This window comes from Vibrio sp. Evd11 (assembly GCF_900382755.1).
Classification (GTDB): domain Bacteria; phylum Pseudomonadota; class Gammaproteobacteria; order Enterobacterales; family Vibrionaceae; genus Vibrio; species Vibrio lentus.
This window is the reverse complement of record NZ_OSDX01000028.1, coordinates 68,961-76,697: the sequence shown is the minus strand read 5'-3', so window position 1 is coordinate 76,697 and position 7,737 is coordinate 68,961. Positions and strand designations below refer to the sequence as shown.

The 7,737-nt window shown below is 44.0% G+C and carries 10 protein-coding genes; 2 read left to right on the top strand and 8 right to left on the bottom strand.

Going from position 1 to position 7,737, the window contains the following annotated elements; translation table 11 throughout:
• Nucleotides 1-205 precede the first annotated feature (205 nt).
• The 8 genes from fusA to fkpA form a co-directional block, all read right to left on the bottom strand.
• Nucleotides 206-2,302, bottom strand: a complete 2,097-nt coding sequence (fusA, locus tag ED652_RS13565; RefSeq protein ID WP_017104672.1) for an elongation factor G — start codon at nt 2,300-2,302, stop codon at nt 206-208.
• 165 nt (nt 2,303-2,467) lie between these two features.
• A complete protein-coding gene (gene rpsG / locus ED652_RS13560; RefSeq protein WP_017073678.1) occupies nt 2,468-2,938 on the bottom strand; it encodes a 30S ribosomal protein S7 in 471 nt (156 codons plus the stop codon).
• 104 nt (nt 2,939-3,042) lie between these two features.
• Complete coding sequence (gene rpsL / locus ED652_RS13555; RefSeq protein ID WP_012604917.1) at nt 3,043-3,417, bottom strand: 30S ribosomal protein S12; 375 nt, start codon at nt 3,415-3,417, stop codon at nt 3,043-3,045.
• A 181-nt stretch (nt 3,418-3,598) separates the two neighbouring features.
• On the bottom strand, nt 3,599-3,874 hold the full coding sequence (gene tusB / locus ED652_RS13550) for a sulfurtransferase complex subunit TusB (protein ID WP_122055161.1): 276 nt from the start codon (nt 3,872-3,874) through the stop codon (nt 3,599-3,601).
• Nucleotides 3,875-3,882: 8 nt separating this feature from the next.
• Nucleotides 3,883-4,239, bottom strand: coding sequence for a sulfurtransferase complex subunit TusC (gene tusC / locus ED652_RS13545; RefSeq protein ID WP_017104670.1), 357 nt, complete (start codon nt 4,237-4,239; stop codon nt 3,883-3,885).
• Complete coding sequence (gene tusD, locus ED652_RS13540) at nt 4,236-4,625, bottom strand: sulfurtransferase complex subunit TusD (protein WP_122055159.1); 390 nt, start codon at nt 4,623-4,625, stop codon at nt 4,236-4,238. The genes tusC and tusD overlap by 4 nt, the downstream gene beginning before the upstream one ends.
• The gene (locus ED652_RS13535) at nt 4,619-5,344 is read right to left on the bottom strand and encodes a transcriptional regulator (protein WP_004729851.1); all 726 of its coding nucleotides are present in this window, start codon (nt 5,342-5,344) and stop codon (nt 4,619-4,621) included. Before ED652_RS13535 ends, tusD begins: the two co-directional genes overlap by 7 nt.
• A gap of 218 nt (nt 5,345-5,562) precedes the next feature.
• Nucleotides 5,563-6,339 carry an FKBP-type peptidyl-prolyl cis-trans isomerase gene (gene fkpA / locus ED652_RS13530; protein WP_004729852.1) on the bottom strand — a complete coding sequence of 259 codons (777 nt, stop codon included), beginning with the start codon at nt 6,337-6,339 and terminating at the stop codon, nt 5,563-5,565.
• 131 nt (nt 6,340-6,470) lie between these two features.
• Between fkpA and ED652_RS13525 the strand changes: the two genes are divergently transcribed.
• Together ED652_RS13525 and ED652_RS13520 are read left to right on the top strand one after the other, a co-directional pair.
• Nucleotides 6,471-7,448, top strand: coding sequence for a WD40 repeat domain-containing protein (locus ED652_RS13525; RefSeq protein WP_029223204.1), 978 nt, complete (start codon nt 6,471-6,473; stop codon nt 7,446-7,448).
• Nucleotides 7,449-7,453: 5 nt separating this feature from the next.
• The gene (locus ED652_RS13520) at nt 7,454-7,681 is read left to right on the top strand and encodes a SlyX family protein (protein WP_004729640.1); all 228 of its coding nucleotides are present in this window, start codon (nt 7,454-7,456) and stop codon (nt 7,679-7,681) included.
• Nucleotides 7,682-7,737: the final 56 nt, after the last annotated feature.

Here is a 7,737-nt window from a genome sequence, read left to right as displayed (position 1 = left end):
TGGCCGATAGTACCAACGTTTACGTGCGGTTTCGTACGTTCAAATTTTTCTTTAGACACAATCGTGTTCCTTCCTAGTTATGATTCGCCACGTTCATTATTGAGCGAGACGCGCCAGAAATTGCTATTTTATGCGCCAACTCTCGTTAGCGCAATATTTGGACGCATTGATCTTTCAAAAAATGAAAAAAATGCATCCCTTTTGTTTAACCACGCTCTGCAATGATTGCATTAGCAACATTTTTTGGCACTTCGGCGTACTCACTAAACTCCATAGAGTAAGAAGCACGACCTTGTGTCGCAGAACGTAAATCAGTTGCGTAACCGAACATGACAGACAACGGAACTTGTGCACGAATTATCTTCAGGCCAGCTGTCCCCTCGTCCATACCTTCGATGATGCCGCGACGACGGTTAATATCGCCAACAACGTCACCCATCCAGTCTTCTGGAGTAGTTACTTCAACTTTCATCATAGGCTCAAGCAAAACTGGTTGCGCTTCTAGTGCACCCGTTCTGAAAGCCATAGAGGCAGCGATTGTAAACGCCATCTCACTTGAATCTACTTCATGGTAAGAACCATCATATAGTGTAGCTTTGATATCCAAAACTGGATAGCCCGCTAATACACCATTGTTCATTTGCTCTTCAACGCCTTTAGCGACAGAGGTAATGAACTCTTTTGGCACGATACCATTGGCAATTTCATCTACGAAGACAAAGCCTTCACCGGCTTCTGATGGTTCCAGTTTCAGCCACACGTGACCGTACTGTCCTTTACCACCATGTTCGCGGATAAATTTACCTTCAGCTTTCGCTGTACCACGAATGGTTTCACGATAAGCAACTTGCGGATTACCAACGTTGCAGTTCACACTGAATTCACGCTTCATGCGGTCAACGATGATATCTAAGTGCAGTTCACCCATGCCAGAGATTAGTGTCTGGCCAGTTTCGTCATCCGTTTCAACACGGAACGATGGATCTTCTGCCGCTAGCTTACCTAACGCGATAGTCATTTTATCTTGATCAGCTTGAGAGCGAGGCTCTACAACGATCTGAATAACTGGATCTGGGAATTCCATACGCTCAAGAACAATTTTATGGTTCTGGTCACATAGAGTTTCACCAGTAGTAACATCTTTAAGGCCTATAATGGCTGCGATGTCACCTGCTCGTACTTCTTTTACTTCTTCACGTTTGTTTGAGTGCATTTGAACAATGCGCCCTAAACGTTCACGTTGTTTCTTCACAGAGTTGTAAGCTGTTTTACCGCTTTCAACAACACCAGAGTAAACACGGATGAAAGTTAAAGTACCAACAAATGGGTCTGTTGCAATTTTAAATGCTAGCGCTGAGAACGGTTCTTTGTCGTCCGCGTGACGCTCAATTTCATTCTCGTCATCATCGATACCTTTAATCGCAGGTACATCGACTGGAGAAGGAAGGAAATCAACAACTGCATCTAGAACAGCTTGTACGCCTTTGTTTTTGAAAGCACTACCGCAAGTTGCAAGTACGATTTCATTGTTAAGGGTACGAGTACGAAGACCTTGTTTGATTTCAGCTTCTGTCAATTCACCTTCTTCAAGGTACTTATCCATCAGCTCTTCATTTGCTTCTGCAGCAGCTTCAACAAGTTCTGTACGATATTCTTCAGCCATTTCTTGCATGTCTGCTGGAATATCTTCGTACGTAAAAGTCATGCCTTGGTCAGCTTCGTTCCAGTTGATTGCTTTCATCTTAATAAGATCGACAACACCCTGGAAGTTTTCTTCAGCACCAATGTTCAATTGAATCGGAACAGGAGTCGCACCTAGGCGGTCCTTGATCTGTTCAACTACGCGCAAGAAGTCTGCACCGGTACGGTCCATTTTGTTAACGAAAACCATACGTGGAACTTGGTACTTATCAGCTTGACGCCATACTGTCTCTGACTGAGGTTCAACACCAGATGAGCCACAGAAAACAACAACTGCACCATCAAGTACACGCAGAGAACGTTCTACTTCAATTGTGAAGTCAACGTGCCCAGGAGTATCGATGATATTGATACGGTGGTCAGAATACTGAGCTTCCATACCACGCCAAAACGTAGTAGTTGCTGCTGAAGTGATCGTAATACCGCGCTCTTGCTCTTGCTCCATCCAGTCCATGGTTGCTGCACCATCGTGAACTTCGCCGATTTTGTGAGAAAGACCGGTATAGAACAGAATACGTTCACTTGTGGTTGTTTTACCTGCATCTACGTGAGCAACGATACCGATATTACGGTACTGCTCAATAGGAGTTTTACGAGCCACGGTTGAATCCTCTTATTAGAGACTTAGGGACTATTGCTATGTCTAGATTGTGCGTTAAAAGCGATGCTTAGCTAAAAAGCTTTGCCCTAGAAATAGCAATAGTTCCTAGCATAAGCATAGGAACTAAAGAAGTGCTGCAAGGAACCTTGCAGCACTGAAAAGGTATTACCAGCGGTAATGTGCGAACGCTTTGTTTGCGTCAGCCATGCGGTGAACGTCTTCACGTTTCTTAACCGCAGTACCTTTGTTCTCAGACGCGTCTAGCATTTCAGCAGCTAGGCGTTGAGCCATAGATTTTTCACCACGCTTACGCGCAGCTTCAACTACCCAACGCATAGCAAGAGCGTTACGGCGAACCGGACGAACTTCTACAGGTACTTGGTAAGTTGAACCACCCACACGGCGAGATTTAACTTCTACCGCTGGGCGAACATTTTCAAGAGCTTCTTCAAATACAGCTAAGTGATCTTTACCAGATTTCTCAGCCATAGTTTCTAGTGCAGTGTAAACAATCTTCTCTGCAGTAGATTTTTTTCCGTCAACCATAAGGATGTTAACGAATTTTGCCAGCAGTTCAGATTTGAACTTAGGATCTGGAAGGATCTTACGCTGGCCTATTACGCGACGACGTGGCATGGAATTTCTCCGTTGTCTTCTTCAGGTTTTTTCCAAAACTTTTCAGAATAATAAATAAATAGTGTTTGGCCTTACTTAACGCTTTCTTTTAAAAAAAAGACGCATTAAGACTTAGGACGTTTCACACCATACTTAGAACGACCTTTCTTACGGTCGTTAACGCCTGCACAGTCAAGTGCACCGCGAACAGTGTGGTAACGCACACCTGGTAAATCTTTAACACGACCACCACGGATAAGAACAACACTGTGTTCTTGAAGGTTATGACCTTCGCCGCCGATGTATGAAGTAACTTCAAAGCCGTTAGTTAGACGAACACGACATACTTTACGTAGTGCTGAGTTCGGTTTTTTTGGAGTAGTAGTATATACGCGAGTACATACACCACGTTTTTGTGGGCACGCTTCTAGTGCAGGCACGTTGCTTTTAACAACCTGCTTTACACGAGGAGTACGTACCAACTGGTTAATAGTTGCCATTAACTAGCTCCTGATTTACTTGAAAGTAAGCTTGATGAAAAATCTAGCCCTATTACACATAGTGTAAATAGGGACGCAAAATTCTATTCAGCAGTGGGATGTGTGTCAAGAAATATACAGATCTTTTTTAGCCGTCTAGAGCTCAGGATGGTCTTTTTTTAACCATACTGATAAAACACAGCTACCAAGTGACTGATTTGTCGTTCAAAACCGTCAGTTTGACGAATCCATCGAAGTCCACTTGATTCAGAGCGCTTGAAGCAAGTTGTTGTAAACCTCGGCTATCTAGATCTGATTTTAATACCGACACATGCTCAACGGTTGAGATTTGATTGAATAACTCATGATTTGGAAGGCAAACATACACCGCATCTTCCAACAAAAGGATGTGATCCTGTTGTTGCGAGTACGCTAATGCAAGCTTGAGTTTGTCTACTGATTTTACAATATGAAGCATAACGTTCCCTAGAAAGTCAGTATTTTTTGGCTCTGAGCTAACTTCTGCGTCAACTCACTCACTTCTAGCGCAGTCACATCGATCAACAAGTTATCTGTCGAGAGGCCGAACTGATTGAGGCTATGTTGACACACGTAAACCTGCTCGATGTCGTAGAGATCCATGAGCTTGAATGCAGAAATATAGTCACGTGATAGGGATTCATCTGGCTGTTGAGCTTTGAGAAGCTGTGTAACGCCATCACCGACAAAGAATACGGTAATGTCCTCACTATAGGCAGAAGCCGCTAGCAGTGCGTCTAGCCCTTCCCTACCCGCAGCCGTCGTATGAGGAAAAGTGTTAAATACAAAGGCCAATTTACTCAAAATTGCACAACCCTATCTTGCGTTAAAAGTGCTTCAGATAAGCTCCCTAACCCAGCTTGGGTAAACCCAGCCGCCAAATTAGAGGCACTCAATTGATGTTGTGTAGCTTCGTCCGTACTGATCACTCCGCGTCTCAGCGCAGCAGCAACACATGTCTCTAGGCTAACATTATGCTCATCCGCCAGTTTTTGCCAAGCGAAAGCCAAGTCAAATTCATCATTAGCAGGCACTGTAATGCCAGAGCCATTGCTGACACCATCTTGATAGAAGAACACACTGTGGAGTTTGTGGCCCTGTTTCAATAGAGCCACAGCAAACTGATAAGCACTTCTTGCGGATTGTGAGCCGTAAACGGGCCCATTAACTAGGAGTGTGTAGCTTAACAACCCTCTTCATCCTCTGTTTTGCGTTGACGGATGTATAGGTACACTGTGTGCTTAGAGATATTCAATCGCTCAGCAACACGGTTAATCGCGTCTTTAATATCGAAAATACCTTTGTCGTAAAGCTCCATCACGATTTGACGGTTCTTAGTATTGTTCGATACTGATTTGTCTGCATTGATTTCTTCAATTGTGCGTTCAACCGTTTGGTCGACAAGCTCCTCCACATCACTTGCAAAGTTTACTGATGATGCAGCTTCGTCCGCATCTTGCGTAGGCATGAAAGATTGCAGTACTTGTGAGAATGGCGCATCTAGGTTTACGTTTATACACAACAAGCCAATCACTCGGTCTTCACCATTGCGGATAGCAACCGTGATCGACTTCATCAATACTCCGCCTTTAGCTCGAGTAAAGTATGAACGTGAGAAGTTACGCTTAGAACCTTCAATATCTTTCAGCATCTTTAATGCAAGATCGGTGATCGGCGAACCAACCTGACGACCTGTATTTTCGCCGTTGGCAATTTTAATCGCAGAAGTATTGAGGTCTTCTAAAGAGTGTAAAACGATTTCACAAAACGGACCGATAAGACTCGCAATACCGTCAACCACGGCCTCATAAGATCTTAAGATAATTTTATCGTGTTCACTGAATGGCATGACGTGGACTGATTCCATTTCAAGTAACACATCCGCATTGACTGTTTCTGTAGTAGTCACTTATTCCTTACCTTCGTGTGAAAAATCAACAAATTTATGTAAGTTTATCAGAAAATTTTAATTGCACACCTAGCTAACATTGCAACTAGTGATTTAGAACAACTTTAAAAATCAAATACTCATTTAAAAAGCAAAAAAAAAGCCCAACTCAACGTTAGGCTTTTTATTCAATCCACGAATTTTAATACGAAATATTCATTCGATACTTTCGTTCGATATTACTGAGCAGGAGCTGCTTCAGCGTTATCGATTTTCAGTAGCTCAACTTCAAATACTAGTGTTGAGTTAGCTGGGATAGTCGGTGTGTCTTGCTCACCGTATGCTAGCTCTGGCGGGATTACGAATTTGTACTTAGAACCAACTTGCATCAGTTGTACGCCTTCAGTCCAACCTGGGATTACGCGGTTTAGTGGGAATGTTGCTGGTTCGCCACGATCGTAAGAGCTGTCGAACTGAGTACCGTCTGTTAGCGTACCTTTGTAGTGTACTTGAACCGTATCAGTGTCTTTTGGAGATGCGCCTTCGCCAGCTGTCATTACTTGGTAAAGTAGACCAGATTCAGTTTGCTTCACGCCTTCAGTTTTAGCGAACTCAGCGCGGAAGTCATCACCCGCTTTCTTCACTTCAGCTGATTTCTCTGCCGCTTGTGCTTGCATTGTTTCAGCAACACGCTTGTCTAGAGCTTCAAGCGCAGCGCGAGTTTCTTCTTCGTTCAGTGCAGTTTTTTCTGCAAATACGTCTTCAATACCTTGAAGAACCATATCTTTGTCTAGGTTGATGCCTAGCTCGCTTGGCTTATCAATGCTTGTGCTTAGGTAGTTCGCGAAAGATACGCCGATTGCGTATGCCGCTTTGTCGTCTTCTGTTTTAAAGTTTACTGCTGCAACTTTAGCTTCTTCTACCTGTGGAGCTTCTGCCTTTGGTTCTTCTTTCTGACAACCAACTGCTAGCATAACCGTTGCGGCAAGCAGTGATACTTTTAAAACTGATTTCATTGAATTCTCCAATTAATGGCCAAGCCATTGGTTATTGTGCACAAATCTAATGATTAGATTGGTGTGAATACGTTAGTTATAACAATATACTAGTCATATGTCTTTCGACAAAAACCGGATTATTAGACGTGATGCAAATATTTTTCCATTCATTGCTATGTGCAATTGTCATCACCTTGTTAAATGGATGTTTTTTCTTCCAAGATGATGAGCAACGTTGGGAAATTGAACCCAATGGTGCCACCAGCTTTGCCTTAAGCAGAGATGGACGCTTCGCTCTACTCTACTCTCAGCAAAAACACTTACTGCTCTGGGACTTAGACCAAAACAAAGAGCTCGCTCAACTCGGCCCGCAAGACCAATCAGAAAACCAAATATCGCGGATTCGCATCTCTGACAATGGTCGCTTTGCGATTACCGCCAGTCAGATGAATTTCGCCGTTTGGGACCTATCTTGGACTCAAGCTGAAGGGCTTTGGTCTATTTCCGATGGCTTGATTCGCGATGTCGACATATCCAGCAATGGTGAAAAAGTCTTACTTGGCCTGTCTAACGGCAAAGCCATCTATGTGGACTTAGTCACCGGACGCCGTCTGGAGTTCCTCGCTCACCGAGAAAAAGTTAATTCCGTCTCCCTCTCTTCGAATGGGCGCTACGCATTATCGGGCGGTAACGACTACAAAGCTTACCTTTGGGATACCGAGTCCGGCTTGGTGTTACGTACTTTCGAGCATGAACAAAGAGTAGTACGAGTTGCACTACAACGGGATGGAGAATTGGCTTTTACTTCCGATGGCGGCAACCAAGCGATGATTTGGGATCTAGAGACGGGTGAACCTCAAGCGCAATTACAGAGCTGGTCTCGACAGCTGATATTCTCTAGTGCTCGCTTTTCTGACGACGGCAGTATGTTGGTAACAGGTACGCCATCAAGCCAAGTGAGCGTGTGGAATACTCAAGATGGAAAACGAATTTCTCGTCACGATGCTGAGCCATTAAAAGATGCTCGCCCTCCCCGTGCGGTAGTGTATGATGCAGCCTTTGATGAAAAGAACCGTGTGATATCGGGCACCTCTGCGGGCATCGCCCAAGCTTGGAATGTGGATTAAGAACGATGACAGAAAAGCGAATTGAACAACTAGAAAGCCGCGTGAATGACCTAGAATGTCAGTTGGCTTTCCAAGAACAAACCATTGAAGAACTCAATGAAGCGCTTAGCCAACAACAGATGTTGATCACGAGAATGCAAGATCAAATGAAGTTCGTGGTGGGTAAAGTGAAAAATATGGATGGCTCAAACCTCGCTGACGCATCAGAAGAGACGCCACCTCCACACTATTAAGTGCGGTTCCAAATAGCTAATTGGTTCTAGCGACGCATATCGTTAGTCTCTCGTCC

Excerpts from the sequence above, each read along its gene's own strand:
- ED652_RS13525 (WP_029223204.1), top strand. The coding sequence starts at position 6,471 with ATGCAAATATTTTTCCATTCATTGCTATGTGCAATTGTCATCACCTTG.
- fkpA (WP_004729852.1), bottom strand. The coding sequence starts at position 6,339 with ATGAAATCAGTTTTAAAAGTATCACTGCTTGCCGCAACGGTTATGCTA.
- tusB (WP_122055161.1), bottom strand. The coding sequence starts at position 3,874 with ATGCTTCATATTGTAAAATCAGTAGACAAACTCAAGCTTGCATTAGCG.
- rpsG (WP_017073678.1), bottom strand. The coding sequence starts at position 2,938 with ATGCCACGTCGTCGCGTAATAGGCCAGCGTAAGATCCTTCCAGATCCT.
- ED652_RS13520 (WP_004729640.1), top strand. The coding sequence starts at position 7,454 with ATGACAGAAAAGCGAATTGAACAACTAGAAAGCCGCGTGAATGACCTA.
- rpsL (WP_012604917.1), bottom strand. The coding sequence starts at position 3,417 with ATGGCAACTATTAACCAGTTGGTACGTACTCCTCGTGTAAAGCAGGTT.